Raw genomic sequence first — 15,126 nt, 5'->3', positions numbered from 1 at the left:
AGAAAATGAAAAGAATCCTATTATCCATATCCGCGGTTCTCGCTGCCATCGCCATCCAGGCAATGCCGGTGAAGCCGGGAATATGTCGCAACATCACTCTCGCCGACGGCACAGTAGTCAAAGCTGAGCTCGTGGGCGACGAGCATCTCACATATTGGCGCACTGCCGACGGTGCCTGCTACAGACAGACACCGTCAGCTGGCGTGTTCTCTAAGGTGGAGCTTTCCGCTCTGCAGAGTGAATACGACGCAGTGGTGGCGCAGAAGGCAGCCCGTGAGAAAGCCATCCTGGAGTCGGCACGCACATCAATGCCGGTGAAAAAGGTAGAGGGAAGCAAATTCCAGGGCAAGAAGAAATGTCTTGTCATCCTTGCCAACTTCGCCGACACCAAGTTCAAGCCGGAGCATACGCTCGACCTCTACAAGCAGATCATCAACGGAGAGAACTACTCCGACGAGACGCTCGGATTCAAGGGTAGCGTGCGTGACTACTTCAAGGCTCAGAGTGGCGGACAGTTCGAGATCGACTTCGACGTGGTAGGTCCGGTAGACCTGCCGAAGGGATATGCCGGATATGGCAAGAACGACGCCTCGGGCAGAGACCAGGCGGCACTCGTATATCCTATGGTGGAGGATGCTGTGAACCTCGCCAAGGACCAGGTGACAGACTGGAAGCAGTATGACTGGGACGGCGACGGCCTCGTTGAAGAGGTGTTCGTCCTCTATGCCGGACACGGACAGGCAACATATCCTCAGGATCCGGACCTCGTATGGCCTCACAAGTCTGCCATCGACCCTATGACCGTTGCCGACGGAGTGAAGGTCAGCGTCTACGCCTGCAGCTGCGAGCTGGGCGCCACAGAGGCAATCGACGGTATCGGTGCCTTCTGCCATGAGTTCTCACACTGTATGGGACTCAAAGACCACTACGACATCAACGGTAGGGGATATGGAACAGGATTCTGGGACATCATGTGTTTCGGATGCTACAACGGCAACACATTCCTCCCTGCTGAATACAACAGCTATGAGAAGATGTTCTGTGGATGGAAGGAGCCTATAGTGCTCAACGCCGAACCGCAGAAGATCGAAGGCATGAAGGCTCTCGCTGCCGGTGGCGATACATACATCTTCTATAACGACGGAAACGAGAACGAGTATTATATGCTCGAAAACCGTCAGAAGACCGGTTGGGACGCCGCATTGCCAGGCGAGGGACTCATCGTGCTCCACGTGGACTACAGCAAGGGCGCCTGGGAAGACAATCAGGTGAACTACAACGCTGCCCGTCAGCGCATGACTGTGATTCCTGCCGACAACACTCTCGGTTCTACCGATGAGGACAAGGCTGGCGACGCATGGCCTTATCAGGGCAACAACAGTCTGACGAACTATTCCCGTCCGGCTTGCACCGTGTACAACGCCAATACCGACGGCACGGGCTACATGAACAAATATCTGCTCAACATCACACAGAACGCCGACGGCACAATCTCGTTTGAGTATACCACAAAGAGCGCCACAAAGCAGGACAAGCCGGAGGGAGCATTGCTCTATGAAACATTCGACAACTGCAGCGGCATCGGCGGTAATGACGGCATCTGGGATGGCGACAACGTGGGATTGGCAGACTTCTTCCCTGACAATGACGGATGGTCCGGCACTCCGAAGACCGGTGCCAACAAGTGTGCGCTCCTCGGTAACGCTACACGTAAGGCAAACGCCGTCACACCATCGTTCAAAATCTCTGAACCGGTAGTGATTTCGTTCCTCGCAGCCCCATACACAGGCAGCTCAGACAACAAGCTGATTCTGGCTGCAAACTATGGTTGCGACGCCGTGCTTGATGTCACAGAGTTCGCTCTCGTTCCTGGTCAGTGGACAGAGGTAAAGGCTAATGTCACCGGTTCTGGTGATGCCGCTATCCGCTTCAAGACCAACGACAAGGGCGTGTTCATCGACAATGTGTGCGTAATTCCTGTGAGCCTTGCCGGTATCAGTTCTGCCACTGCCGACCAGTCGCCAAAGAACGGCGAGATATACTCTATCGACGGTCGCTACATGGGTAAGTCAGTCAGCGATCTTCGCCCTGGCATCTATGTGATGAACGGTAAGAAGCTCGTGAAGTAACATTCAGAAACATTCCATTCAGACCTCGTGTCTGCACATAAAACAAGGATTGGATAATTGGAGAAGCTGAGACTCTCCGGTTGTCCAATCCTTTTATTATTTGGTGTTGGTCAATATGATTAAAAAAAGTTGCCCATAACGCTGATTCTTTGTAAAACCAAGAATTTTTGGAAAACTGTCAGATTGTCTGGTTTTTCGTCGCAATATTCTGACCGACAGGTAGTTGGCTGTCTTTCGATTGTCAGGCAATTGTCTGGATGGTTTGCTGATGAAAAGAATTATCAGGTGAAAAGAATTCTCAGGTGTGAGGAATTCAGACTACAGGAATTGCCTGCGTTGGCAGAATTCAGGAAACAGGAATATGGGTGTTACAATATGAACTTATTGGGCAGATGTCTGAAAGCAAATCTGCCCAACAGGGGCAAGCACGTTGCCCATGATGGGCAAGCACGTTGCCCCACTTGGGCAAGCAGCTTGCCCATTTCATGAAGTTTTTGGTTGAAAACAAGGGCCGACATAACAAAGAAATGTCAGCCCTTGTGTCTTTTGACCGTTTTGGGTTAAATCACTCCGAACTGGTGTAGGAACACGAGCAGGATGCAGATGGGGCAGAGGAATTTCATGCAGAACATATACACGCCGAAATACTTGCCCGGCATCGTGCCCCAGTTGGTGTATTGGTCCTTCACTATCTTCTTGGGAACATACCATCCCAAGAACAGACAGGTGAAGAATCCGCCCAACGGCAACAATATCTGACTTGTGATGGAATCGAGCCAGTCGAACAGCGACTTGCCGCCCAGACAAATGATATCCAGATCGCTCAACGACAGAGAGCACAATACGGCAATCACCATGCTGACAGCCGTCACGATGGTAGCAGAACGGTTGCGCGACACATTGAACTCCTCTTCTACGAATGCCGTGCTCACCTCATGGATGGAAATCAGTGATGTAAGAGCCGCCAGCGACAGGAGAATATAGAATGACAGTGCCACCAGATATTCCACAACAGGAATGCCCCCGAAAGCCTCCTGGAAGACGTTTGGCAGAGTGATGAATATCAGCGACGGACCGCTGTCGGGGCTTACGCCCACGCTGAATGCTGCAGGGAAGATAATCAGTCCTCCGAGAATCGCTATCACCGTGTCTATAATGCCTATCTGCATCGCAGAACTCGTAAGGTTTGTTTCTTTCGAAAAGTAAGAGGCGAAGGTGCACAGACACCCCATGCCGATGCTCAATGAGAAGAATGCCTGTCCCAGTGCGCCGAGGAACAGCTCCTTGGTTACCTTGCTGAAGTCCGGCTTGAACAGGTATTCCACACCCGCCCATGCGTTTGGCAGCATGCAGGATGCCACCACAAGTACTATCAGCAGCACGAACAGTGCCGGCATCATCATCTTTGAAGCCTTCTCGATGCCGTCTTTCACTCCTCTGATGATGATAAGATGTGTGACAATCAGGAATGTCACAGCCCAGAATATCGGTTTTACGGGGTCTTTCTCAAAGGTGTTGAAGAAGTCGGCAAAAAACTGCGGGTCCCCGTTCAGCTGTCCTGCCGCCGATGCGTAGATATATTCGAAACACCATCCCGACACCACGGCATAGTAGCCGTTGATGAGGAGTCCTGTCAGCACTCCCAGATATCCCACCAGTCCGAAAGGTGTCTTGCCGGCAAGTTTGCGGTAAGCCCTCGCCGTGTTTGAGGCGGAATGTCTGCCGATTATGAATTCGCTCATGATACATGGTATGCCAAGCGCAAGCACGCAGACCACATAGACGATGATGAATAGCGCACCGCCGTTCTGCCCCGCCATATACGGGAAGCGCCATACGTTGCCGAGACCCACTGCCGAACCCGCCGTGGCGAGTATCAATCCAAGTTTACTACCGAAATTAGCTCTGTTCCCTTTTTCCATAACTGTGCTTTCTTTTGGTTTTAGAAATGAATATGCTATCCTAATTGTAATATTGATTTAGTTAATTGTCGCAAATGTATCAAATATTTTTTACTTTTGCATTAAAATATCAATTAAAATGAGACGAATCCCACAATTAATGCGTTTTTACCCCTTGTCGTGGCTCTGCATAGCCATAATCTGGGTGGCGTGCTTCTGCACTCCGCCACATACATCACTCGACGATGTGCCGTTCATTGACAAATGGACACATATCGCGATGTATGCCGGAACGTGTAGTGTGATATGGCTCGAACACCTGCGCCGCTACCGCTCCTCTGCCAGTCCGCGCCGCCTGCTCCTCTGGGCTTGGCTCGCTCCGGTGATGATGAGCGGACTGATAGAACTTCTCCAGGCATACTGCACGGGAGGCAGGCGGAGTGGCGATTGGCTCGATTTCCTTGCCAACGCCACGGGAGCTACCCTGGGCTGTCTTTTGGGATATCTGGCGTATAGGGTGAAGTACAACAGATGAGCGGGACAACTTGAAATCTTAACCCCGATATTTTGATATTAGCATTATTTGTAGTACATTTGCACGTATATTAATCAGCTAAAAACACTTATGAAGAAAACGATATCATCATTCGCAATACTTATGGCAGTGATATTCCTCGCATCATGCGGAGGAAAGAAATTCCATGTGAACGGAAATATAACGGAAGCTAAAGACTCAATGCTCTATTTCGAGAACATGAGTCTCGACGGACCGGTTGCCATAGACTCCGTGAAACTCTCTGCCGACGGATCATTCAGCTTTAGCGACGATGCGCCGACAGCGCCGGAATTCTATCGCCTGCGCATAGCAAACCAGATCATAAACCTCAGCGTAGACTCCACCGAGACCATCACAGTGAAGGCATCCTATCCCAAGATGTCAACAGGATATACCGTGAGCGGAAGTGAGGAATGTGCCACCATCAAAGACCTGGCTATCAAGCAGATAAACCTCCAGTCGTTTGTCATCGGCATCGAGAACAACCCAGCCATCGGATACGACGCCGCCGAGGATACCATCCGTAAGGTGATAGAACAGTATAAGGATTTCATCAAGCGCAACTATATCTACAAGCAGCCGATGAAGGCATCCTCATATTTCGCCCTGTTCCAGGCTCTGGGACAGCGACTCATCTTCAATCCCCGTGAGAGCAAGGAAGACATCAAGGCGTTCGCTGCCGTTGCCACAAGCTGGGATACATACTATCCCGGTTCGCTTCGTGGCGAAAACCTCCACAACATTGCCATCGAGGGAATGAAGAATGTGAGAATCATGCAGAACAAGCTCGCCGAAAGCCAGCAGGGCATCGACCCTTCGAAGGTGCACACCTCTAATATCATAGAGATTGCTCTGCCTGACAACCATGGCAATATGCGCCGCATCACTGACTTGGTAGGCAAGGCAGTGTTGCTCGATTTCCATGTCTTCGCATCCGAAGGTTCCACACAGCGCATCATGAAACTAAGGGAACTCTACAACAAATACCACTCTCGCGGACTGGAGATTTTCCAGGTGTCGCTCGATCCAGAGGAACATTTCTGGAAGACACAGACCGCAGCGTTGCCATGGATATCCGTGCGTGATGCCGATGGAGTGGACTCCAAGCTCCTAATGCTCTACAACATCCAGAAGTTGCCGACCTTCTTCCTCGTAGACAAGACGAACACCCTCTATAAGCGTGACGAGCAGATCAAAGACCTCGATGCTGAAATCCAGAAGATACTCTGATAGTATCTTCGTTGGCGGGGAGCAGCGGCGAATGCGCCCGCTCCAAATAAAATGACAGACAATTCAACTGACTATATATATAAGGTATGCGCGCGCATACCTTATATTATTTGCACAAACTACCCATTGACATCAAACCATCCAGACAATCGAAAACAATTGTCTGGTCGCTAACTGCCTGTATGTCAATACGCTATACTGAAAACCAGACAATCTGACGATTTTTTCTGTTTTTTCGCTGTCATCATATTTTCTCCAGTCTGTCGTGGCATCTTAATATCTTGGTAAGCTGGATTCTGTTAGTCTGTGACACTGCAAAAACAATTGTTTCACACCCATTACAGCCGTGTGACATCTGTTATATTAATAAGTGTATATATGTCCGTCATCGTTGTACACTTATTGCTATCAGTGTGTAAGAAATAGGACCGTAATGTGAATAATTATGATTGTAAATATACATTTATACCTCTATTTTAGTTAAATTTTTGGGGAAAAGCAGTTTTTATTACCTTTAGTTTTGTTTGGAATGGAAATAATATATAAATTTGCAAAAACGTAACAATAATTTATTCATTCATTAATTTAGGGAAGAGAGTATTTATGGAAAAAAGACTAACAATGCTGTTGGCCTCCCTGTTCCTCTTCGTAGGAATGGCTCTGGCTCAAACAGAAGTCTCGGGTACCGTGATATCTCACGATGATGGTCAACCCGTTATTGGTGCTACAATCATGTTGAAGGGCACTAAGACAGGTACCGTTACGGATATCGACGGTAAATTCTCGCTGACATCAACCCAAAGTAATCCAACCATCATAGTGACTTATGTCGGTATGAAGGATGTAACCATGAAGGGCAAGAAAAACATGAAAATTGTTTTGGAGTCTAATGCACAAGAGATCGGCGAGGTCGTAGTTACAGGTATGCAGAAGATGGACAAGCGTCTGTTTACTGGTGCCACAACTAAGATTGATGCAAACAAGGCAAAACTTGACGGTGTGGCTGATATCAGCCGCTCGCTCGAAGGCCGTGCAGCCGGTGTATCTGTGCAGAACGTATCCGGAACGTTCGGTACCGCGCCAAAGATCCGCGTGCGTGGTGCTACCTCTATTTACGGTTCGTCTAAACCACTGTGGGTGGTTGACGGTGTCATCATGGAGGACGTGACGGAAGTAGACGCCGACGCTCTCTCTTCTGGTGATGCAGCAACACTTATTTCAAGCGCCATCGCTGGTCTGAACTCTGACGATATCGAAAGCTTCCAGATCCTGAAGGACGGTTCCGCTACATCTATCTATGGTGCACGCGCCATGGCTGGTGTGATCGTTGTTACCACAAAGCGTGGTAAGGCAGGTACCTCTAAGATCAGCTATACCGGTGAGTTCTCTTATCGCCTGAAGCCAAGCTACAAGGAGTTCAACATCATGAACTCTCAGGAGCAGATGGGTATCTTCAAGGAGATGCAGAACAACGGTTTCTTCTCGTTCGTAAGCTCATACCGCGCAAGCAACTCAGGTGTGTTCGGTAATATGTACCACCTCATGAACCAGTACGACCCTGCAACTGGCAAGTTCGGTCTCGACAACACTCCAGAGGCTATGAACGCTTACCTCCAGCAGGCTGAGTATCGCAACACTGACTGGTTCGACCTGTTGTTCAACAACTCGATTTCGATGAACCACTCTATCAGTATGAGTTCTGGTACAGAGAAGGCTCAGTACTATGCTTCATTCAGCTTCATGGATGATCCAGGTTGGTACAAGAAGAGCAACGTTAAGCGTTATACTTCTAACATCAACGCTCTGTACAACATCAGCAAGAAGGTTTCTTTGAACATGATCGGTAATGCTGCTTATCGTAAGCAGCAGGCTCCTGGTACCACAAACTCAAGCGGTATCAACGGTGTGACCGGTGACGTGTCGCGTAACTTCGACATCAACCCATATTCTTACGCTTTGAACAGCTCTCGTACTCTCGATCCAAATGCAGAGTATCAGAGAAACTACGCTCCGTTCAACATCTTCCACGAGCTCGACAACAACTACCTCAACTTCGACGTTGTTGACATCAAACTCCAGGCTGAACTCAAGTACAAGCCTATCCGCACAGTGGAACTCTCTGTTTTGGGTGCTTACAAGTTCTCTACCACCACACAGGTGCAGACAATCACTGAGAACTCTAACCAGGCACTTGCATTCCGTGCTATGGACGACGCTACAATCCGTGACAACAACTCATGGTTGTACAAAGACCCGGACAGCGCAAACTCACTGCCTATCACAGTATTGCCATCTGGTGGTTTCTACCAGGAGACAAAGTATAAGATGAACAGCTGGGACTTCCGTGCTACAGCATCTTATAACGACGTAATCAAGGACGACCACATCATCAACGTATATGGTGGTATGGAGATCAACAACGTTGACCGTAACAGCACATACTTCAACGGTGTTGGTATGAACTTCGGCAATGGTCTGCTCGGAAGCTACGACTACCGCTACTTCAAGCAGGCAAGCGAGGAGAACTCAATGTACTACTCTGTAGGCAACGGCTACAGCCGTGAGGTTTCTTTCTTCGGTACTGCTACATATTCTTGGAAGGGCCGTTATACAATCAACGGTACTGTACGCTACGAGGGTTCTAACCGTCTGGGTAAGGCTACAAGCGCCCGCTGGTTGCCTACATGGAACATCTCTGGAGCATGGAACGCTCATGAGGAGACATGGTTCGAGAAACTGAACAAGGTTCTCTCTCACGCTACTGTTAAGGCAAGTTACTCTCTGACCGGTGACAAGCCTGCCATCACAAATGCTAACGTAATCATCGGTAGCTACAACGTATGGCGTCCTTACACTGTTGACAAGGAGTCTGGTCTGCAGATCAACAGCTTCGCTAACCCTGACCTGACATACGAGAAGAAGCACGAGCTCAACCTCGGTATCGACCTCGGTTTCCTCAACAACAGAATCAACTTCTCGTTCGACTGGTATACTCGTGACAACTACGACCTCATCGGTCCGAAGCGTACAACTGGTGTAGAGGGTTCTATCCTCAACTATGCCAACGTAGCATCCATGAAGTCTCATGGTGAGGAGTTCACACTCAGTACACGTAACATTGTGACCAAGGACTTCACATGGTCTACTGACTTCATCTTCTCTCACACTAAGAGCCGTGTGACTGACCTCGACGCTCAGACACGTATCTACGACCTTATCTACGGTAACGGATTTACAATGAAGGGCTATCCTTACAGAGCTTTGTTCTCTATGGACTTCAAGGGCCTGAACAACTCAGGTCTCCCAACATTCGTAAACGAGAAGGGCGAGATCACTACAAGCGACATCGACTTCCAGTCTTACGACCTCTCTCATCTGAAGTATGAGGGTCCTACAGATCCTACAATCACCGGATCTCTCGGTAACGTGTTCTCTTACAAGAACTGGCACCTGAACATCTTCATGACATACTCGTTCGGTAACGTTACACGTCTTGACCCATCATTCGCTTACTCATATTCTGACCTCTCGGCTATGCCTAAGGAGTTCAAGAACAGATGGGTGGTTCCTGGAGACGAGCTGAGAACTACTATCCCAGCTATCGCCGACCTCAGAACAATCCAGAGCGATACATATCTGAACAGAGCTTACAACGCATACAACCTCTCTACAGAGCGCGTTGCAAAGGGTGACTTCATCCGTATGAAGGAGATTTCTCTCGCATACGACTTCCCTCTCAAGTGGATTAGCAAGATCGGTCTTACAAGCGCAAGCGCTAAGCTGCAGGCTACAAACCTCTTCTTGATCTATTGCGACGACAAGCTGAACGGTCAGGACCCAGAGTTCTTCAACGCCGGTGGTGTTGCAGCTCCTATGTCTAAGCAGTTCACATTCACATTGCGTCTTGGTATCTAATCAATTAGTATACATTAATAAGATTATAATATGAAATATATAAAGTATTTAGCGGTGTCGGCGCTTTGCGCAATGTCACTTACTTCTTGTAATGACTATCTCGACAGACTGCCGGACGACCGCGCAGAGGTGAAGACGGTAAGCCAGGTTAAAGAGCTGCTTACGTCTGCATACCCTGAGGGAAACAACAATACCATTATGGAGCTTATGTCGGACAACGTTTCTGACAACGGTACTTCTTATGCTTCTACTCCGTTGAAGGACGAGCTGTATCGCTTCGAGGACGTTGACGATACTGGTAACGACTCTCCATATTTTGTATGGAACCAGCTCTACAAGTCGGTGGCTACTGCCAACCAGGCGCTCGAGTATCTCGGACAGGTTACTCCTACTGAGGAGTCTGCAGCTGTAGAGGCTGAGGCTAAGATGATCCGTGCTTACTCTATGTTCCAGCTCGCCACTACTTTCTGTATGGCTTGGGACGAGTCTAAGGCTGATGAGTATATGGGTCTTCCTTATCCGAAAGAGCCTGCCAAGTTCATCGGCGGACAGTATGACCGCGGAACTCTCCGTCAGCTCTATGCAAACATCGACAAGGATATCGAGGAGGCACTTCCAAAGATTGACGAGTCTATCTACACTGTTCCTAAGTATCACTTCAACAGAAAGGCAGCTTACGCATTCGCAGCTCGCTTCAACCTGTATTACAACAACATGGACAAGTGTATCGAGTATGCTAACGAGGTTCTCGGCTCTGACCCACGTTCCGTACTGCGTGACTTCGAGCAGTACACTCAGTTCGGTGCTCAGGATATCGGTAACAAGTATATCCAGTCTGGCGAGAAGGCTAACCTCATGCTGTTGGCTTCTTACTCTTCTGAGGGTTACATGGTAATCTACCCTGTATATCCACGTTTCCAGCACAACCAGAGCGTTTGCTCTTACGGTACATTCTGGGCTAAGGCTCCTTGGGGCCAGGGTTCTGGTTCTGACGCACAGAAGGCACTGCTCTACTATGCTAACATGATGTACGGTAGCAGCACTGCTGTTCAGTTCCCAAAGATGTTGCCACAGATGGAAATCACCGACAAGATCAACCAGACAGGTTATCTCCACATTGTTGACCCGATCTTCACTGGTGACGAGACTCTTCTCTGCCGTGCAGAGGCTTATGCCCGCAAGAAGATGTACACTGAGGCTGTAGCCGACATCAATCTTTGGATTGAGAACCACTGCCGTGCTCAGAGCGGTGACGAGGTTCGTCCTGTGATGACAGAAGAGTTGATCAACGAGTTCATGGAGCAGCTCGACTATACTCCTGTAACATTGGAGTACTGGAGTGACCTTACAATCCGCAAGGAGCTTCACCCACAGGGATTCGAAATTGAGACAGGAACCCAGGAGAACATGATCAACCTCATCCTCCACATGCGTCGTCTGGAGACTATCTTCCAGGGACTCCGCTTCCCTGACTTGAAGCGTTACGGTATCGCATTCTCTCACCTCGTACAGCGTGAGGACCCACTCGTCTTCCAGACAGGTGACTTGAGAGGTGCCGTTCAGTTGCCAAACGATGTTATTAAGGCTGGTCTGCCAGCAAACCCACGTTGATTAAAATAATTAATTGGAAATATGAAAAAGATTAAATATTTAGGAATGCTGCTGATGATGTTCGCAGCAACTGCATCTTTCGTGGGATGTAGTGAGGACGACCTCGACTCAAAGAGCATCTTCGATACAAATCCTATCCAGCGTTCCGAATTCGATAACTGGTTGCTCAAGAACTATGTTCAGGAGTTCAACATCAACTTCCTCTATCACTACAACGACAAGGAGGCTGACCAGAACTATAACGTTACTCCTGCACAGACAGACAAGGCCATCGCTATCGCAAAGCTCATGCAGCACATGTGGCTCGGAGCTTATGTAGAGGTAGCCGGCGCTGACTTCCTGAAGACCTATACTCCACGAGTTATCCAGCTTTCTGGTTCTTATAAGTATGACACCAACGGTCAGATCGTGCTCGGTACTGCAGAGCAGGGTATGAAGGTGATGTTCTACGGCGTTAACGAGCTTGATATCGACAACGTTCGTGTGAACACTACCGATCCATACGAGTCAAAGGGCACAAAGCCTCTTGACCTGAACTACTGGTTCTTCCACACTATGCACCATGAGTTCTGCCATATCCTTACTCAGACCAAGAACTACTCAACTGATTTCCAGACTATCAGTGCCGGTGGTTACCACTCAACTGACTGGGTCAACGTAAAGGATAAGGATGCTGCTACAGAGGGATTCGTTTCTGGATATGCAAGCCAGGAGTACAACGAGGACTTCGCCGAGATCTATGCTTACTATGTAACACTGTCTGAAGAGGGTTGGAACAAGATCATCGAACAGGCTGGCGAGAATGGAGCAAAGATTATCAACAAGAAGCTTGATATTGTAAGAAGTTATTTCCTCAATAGCTGGAATATCGATCTGGATACGATGCGTTCTGTCGTTCTCCGTCGTTCAAACGAGGTAACTTCTCTTGATTTACGTAAACTTGATTAATGGAGGAGGATAAAAATATGAAGAAGATTTTAAGTCTTTTGGCTTTCATCATGGGAGTGTTCGCGTTCTCTTCATGTGTGTCTGATGTAGACGACGTGTTCAGCGACAGCGCGGCAAACCGTGCGCAGAAAGCTCTTACAGAGACAAAGACTCTTTTGGAGTCGGCTCCAAACGGATGGAGAGTTGAATATTATGGTGATGTCACATACGGTGGATACAATGTATTCATGAAGTTCGAGGGTGACAGCGTGACTGTAGCAAGCGAGAAGGTTGGCAAGGGTCAGGCTGCCGGTTATGATGCAAACGGAAATGCACTGACTTGCAAGTCTCACTTCAAGCTGGAGCAGAGTATGGGTGTCGTTCTTTCTCTCGACGACTATAACAGCATCTTCCATTACTTCGCAGAGCCTAATAATGATGACTTCGGTACTGCAGGTACCGGTTTCGAGGGTGACTTCGAGTTCCGCGTCGTTTCTGCTTCTGCAGAGAAGATCGAGTTGAAGGGCAAGAAGCATGGCGCCCGCATTTATATGTATCCTATGGCTGCTGACATGTCATGGGGTGAGTATATGAAGCAGGTTGACGAGGCTGAGGAGTTCATGACTTCACGTACATACACTCTGCAGTGGGGTGAGGATACAGAAAACGCTATCTATACCCAGTCTACCTATCGTTGTCTGAATTTCTACACAACTGACGAAGATGGCAAGGTTGAGGTTGTTGCTGCTCCTTACATCGTAACTCCAGAGGGATACAAGTTCTATAAGGAGGTTACTGTAAAGGATACCAAGTTGAACGGTTTCACCAAGGGTGACACTCAGGACTTCTTCGTGGCTACAGGTGTTGAGAACGTGAAGCTCTTCACAGAGGTTCCTACATTGTTCGATACATTCAAGCGTGGTCTCTGGTATCTCACATACGATGACATGGGAACATACGGCCAGAGCAAGTGGGAGACTCTCTTCGAGAAGCTCGGTAAGGCTGACAATGACAAGAAACGTGCACGCCTCTACTATGCTGCTGTAGGTTATGTTTCTGACAAGTATCCTGCTGGATTACTTATGGCTACAGCCACTGAGTCTCAGGTTATCATCGGTATGACATTCAATGCCGTTTCTGATGGCAACGGTGGTTACTATGGAGACCGTGTTGAGATGAAGTCAAATGTCGGTAAGAGTAACAACCCTGGTAAGAAGTACTACAAGAATGACAAGTATGGTGGTATGTCGGCAATCGACCCATTCTGCGGTGGCTTTGGCCACACATTCCAGATCACTACAGACAATGTACGTCATCCGTCTTACCTCATCCTGACAGACTTGAACGATCCTACTAACGTGATTAAGGTTTGGGCTCAGTCTAAGGGCTACCCATTTGGCGACCGCGACAAGGAAGAGAAAGAATAATCAGTGAATAAACAATAGGGTGGGCGAGACCCGCGTTTCGCTCACTCTATTCAAAAAGCAAAAAAAACATTTAAATTAATTTTTAGTATTATGAGAAAATTTTTACTATCTGCTTGCGCCGCAGTGGTTTCACTCGCAGCAAGCGCACAGGTTTTGCAGACACCTCTCTGTAAAACAGTGTTGAATAACAACGTTAAGTTTGATGACATGACTTCTGTCAAGGCTATCAAGAACGTACAGTCTAACGCTAAGAAGGCAGCTCCTGCCCGCATCGCTCACGACGGTATCTATGGTCTTTATATTTCAGGTTACACTGAACTCGATGACAAGTGGAGCTGCGACAGCGTTATCGTAGAGAAGGTAAATGTTAAAGACGAGGAGACTAATACAACTTACAACACTAAGTTCAAATTCTGCTCTGAGAACGCTCCTACTGAGTTCTATGGTGTGTATGATGCTGCTGCTGGTACAATTACTTGTCCTGTTCAGTACAGCGGTGGATACTCAGGCAATACTACTCAGGGTCCTGTAGACTATAAGTTCATTGTTGGTACTCTCCTTCCTTCTGGTGACCAATTCTCATTCTCTGAGGATCCATTCGTATTCACAGTTGATGAGGATGGTACTCTCCTGCTCAACATTGAGGATGGCGGTGCTCTCGCAAATATCATCGAGGGTATGAACACAATCTGGAACTTCTTCTTCAGCCTCGAGTTGAAGCCAGCCAATGCTGTTATCTCATATAGCAGACCGGGTCGTCAGCAGGGAACTTATGACGATTTCGTTCACGCTGCATACGTAGAGGACTATGGTAATAACGTTTCTGTTTACGGTTTCGCATGGTTCCAGCCTTCAAGCGGTATGGGTATGAGCACTATTACTCCTCTTGACATTGACAAGGATTTGAATGTTCTCCTTACAGGTCCACAGAATGCATTCTCTGTAGCACCATTTGGAATCCAGGATGAAGGAGCTGGTAAATATTTCAAGATCTGCGGAACTAAGCCTGCAGCAGAGGAAGGCTATGTAGAGGTTGATACTGGTGATCCTTCTTACGTTCATGGTAAGCTCTCTGGTAACAAGATCATTATGGACTCATTCCCTGTATTCACAAACTTCTGGAATGACCCTGCAACAGGTGAGCAGAGTGCTTATGGTTTCTGGTACTTGAACTATGTTATCGCTCTCGACGAGGGAGTATTCAAGGCTGATCCAAGTTATACTGGAATCAATGGCGTTACAGAGACTTCTGTAAAGAACGTTAAGACTTACAACCTCTTCGGTCAGGAGGTTCCAGCTAATACTAAGGGCTTGGTAATCCGTGGCGGCAAGAAGTTCTTCAACAAGTAATCAGTCTTGCTGATATTTGCCTTAAATGGCAAAAGTATATTGCCCGTGGCGTCTGTCACGGGCTTTTTTGTGCTCTTTTT

General features: G+C 48.1%; 9 protein-coding genes. 8 read left to right on the top strand and 1 reads right to left on the bottom strand.

Features of this window, described 5'->3' with window-relative positions:
• Window positions 1-5: 5 nt before the first annotated feature.
• Window positions 6-2,129, top strand: a complete 2,124-nt coding sequence (locus ST42_RS06450; RefSeq protein ID WP_022316500.1) for a M6 family metalloprotease domain-containing protein — start codon at window positions 6-8, stop codon at window positions 2,127-2,129.
• Between the two features lie 560 nt (window positions 2,130-2,689).
• Here the strand turns inward: ST42_RS06450 and ST42_RS06440 are convergent.
• A complete protein-coding gene (locus ST42_RS06440) occupies window positions 2,690-4,051 on the bottom strand; it encodes a sodium-dependent transporter (protein ID WP_044072909.1) in 1,362 nt (453 codons plus the stop codon).
• A gap of 118 nt (window positions 4,052-4,169) precedes the next feature.
• On the opposite strand from ST42_RS06440, the gene ST42_RS06435 reads away from it, so the two are divergent.
• From ST42_RS06435 to ST42_RS06405, 7 genes are all read left to right on the top strand, one after another.
• On the top strand, window positions 4,170-4,565 hold the full coding sequence (locus ST42_RS06435; RefSeq protein WP_022316834.1) for a VanZ family protein: 396 nt from the start codon (window positions 4,170-4,172) through the stop codon (window positions 4,563-4,565).
• Between the two features lie 90 nt (window positions 4,566-4,655).
• On the top strand, window positions 4,656-5,816 hold the full coding sequence (locus ST42_RS06430; protein WP_042517937.1) for a thioredoxin-like domain-containing protein: 1,161 nt from the start codon (window positions 4,656-4,658) through the stop codon (window positions 5,814-5,816).
• Between the two features lie 603 nt (window positions 5,817-6,419).
• Window positions 6,420-9,731, top strand: coding sequence for a SusC/RagA family TonB-linked outer membrane protein (locus ST42_RS06425; protein WP_044072908.1), 3,312 nt, complete (start codon window positions 6,420-6,422; stop codon window positions 9,729-9,731).
• A 30-nt stretch (window positions 9,732-9,761) separates the two neighbouring features.
• Window positions 9,762-11,342 carry a RagB/SusD family nutrient uptake outer membrane protein gene (locus ST42_RS06420; protein WP_044072907.1) on the top strand — a complete coding sequence of 527 codons (1,581 nt, stop codon included), beginning with the start codon at window positions 9,762-9,764 and terminating at the stop codon, window positions 11,340-11,342.
• 21 nt (window positions 11,343-11,363) lie between these two features.
• The gene (locus ST42_RS06415) at window positions 11,364-12,290 is read left to right on the top strand and encodes a zinc-binding metallopeptidase (protein ID WP_044072906.1); all 927 of its coding nucleotides are present in this window, start codon (window positions 11,364-11,366) and stop codon (window positions 12,288-12,290) included.
• A gap of 17 nt (window positions 12,291-12,307) precedes the next feature.
• Window positions 12,308-13,696, top strand: a complete 1,389-nt coding sequence (locus tag ST42_RS06410; protein ID WP_197068920.1) for a DUF4302 domain-containing protein — start codon at window positions 12,308-12,310, stop codon at window positions 13,694-13,696.
• Between the two features lie 90 nt (window positions 13,697-13,786).
• The gene (locus ST42_RS06405) at window positions 13,787-15,046 is read left to right on the top strand and encodes a hypothetical protein (protein WP_156139313.1); all 1,260 of its coding nucleotides are present in this window, start codon (window positions 13,787-13,789) and stop codon (window positions 15,044-15,046) included.
• Window positions 15,047-15,126 lie beyond the last annotated feature (80 nt).

Origin of the sequence: Prevotella pectinovora (assembly GCF_000834015.1) — a bacterium.
GTDB classification, from domain to species: Bacteria; Bacteroidota; Bacteroidia; order Bacteroidales; family Bacteroidaceae; genus Prevotella; species Prevotella pectinovora.
Note: the sequence above shows the minus strand (reverse complement) of the source record. Positions and strands in the feature narration are given on the sequence as shown.